The sequence below is a fragment of the Pseudoalteromonas sp. SR44-2 genome (assembly GCF_014163745.1).
In the GTDB taxonomy this organism is placed as follows: domain Bacteria; phylum Pseudomonadota; class Gammaproteobacteria; order Enterobacterales; family Alteromonadaceae; genus Pseudoalteromonas; species Pseudoalteromonas distincta.
The window spans coordinates 1-1,111 of record NZ_JACJDW010000076.1; the positions used below are offsets into that span (position 1 = coordinate 1).

Below are 1,111 nucleotides of genomic sequence, written 5' to 3' on the forward strand. Positions count from 1 at the left end.
TGTAGTGGTCAACTAATTTTGGCCACAGTTTTAGAATCTTGGTATCTAACCTCAGATTCATTTGGTGCTAAACCTGCATTATAATGATGTGGTCTAACATTGTTGTAATATCCGTTGATATAATCACTCACACTATATTTAGCTTCTTCAAAGTTTTCATATCCAACTTTTGGCATCCACTCCGTTTTAAAGCTTCTAAAAAATCGTTCCATTGGCGCATTATCCCAACAATTTCCGCGCCGACTCATGCTTTGTGTGATTTTATAGCGCCATAAACGTTGGCGATACTTCAAGCTTGTATAATGGCTTCCTTGGTCTGAGTGAAACATCAGTCCTGTCGGTTTTCCTCTGCTTTCATACGCGAGTTCAAGCGCTTTTAGCGTTAAGTTAGTATCTGGCGACAATGACATTGCCCAACCAACGACTTTGCGTGCAAATAAATCAACAACGACCGCTAAATAAGCCCAGCGATTGCCTGTCCAAATATACGTCACATCACCGCACCACACCGTATCCGGCTCAACAACATCAAACTGCCTATCTAGAAAATTCGGGATTTCAAGGTGCTCATTACCACCGCGTTTATATTGATGTTGTGGTACTTGGCAGCTCTCTAGTTTTAGTTTAACCATCAGCTTAGCGGCGCGATAACGGCTTAATTCAAAACCGTTATTCGTTGCAATTGCTGCGATTGTCCGTGCCCCAGCCGAACCGCCACTCATTGCATGTATAACTTTAACTTCCGCTTCTAACCTTACTTGCTCTGGTGTCGATGTTGTATCCCGTATGGCCCAATATTTATAGCTGCTGCGATGCACATTGAATACGCTACACAACACGCTGATTGGGTAACGCTCTCGTTGATTTAATTTCTCAATTAACGAGAATTGCTCAGGGAGTCGGACATCAAGAGAGCGGTAGCCTTTTTTAATATATCCTTTTCTAATTCAATGCGTTGGATTTGCTTTTTAAGTTCGCGGATTTCAATTTGTTCAGGCGTCATTGGTGAAGCCAATGGGGACTGGCCATTCCGTTCTTGCTTTAATTGAGTTACCCACTTACTTACAGTTGATTTACCAACCCCCATAGCTTTAGCTGCATCTTCTTGCGT

1 protein-coding gene is annotated in these 1,111 nt (G+C 42.4%); it reads right to left on the reverse strand.

Annotated elements, in window-relative coordinates:
• Window positions 1-8: 8 nt before the first annotated feature.
• Window positions 9-1,111, reverse strand: a protein-coding gene (locus H5115_RS19980) for an IS3 family transposase (RefSeq protein WP_182756985.1) whose coding sequence is annotated in 2 segments (ribosomal slippage) — window positions 9-931 and window positions 931-1,111 — 1,104 coding nt annotated over the 2 segments. Because the reading frame shifts where the segments join, the coding sequence is not laid out codon by codon here. This gene is flagged as partial in the annotation.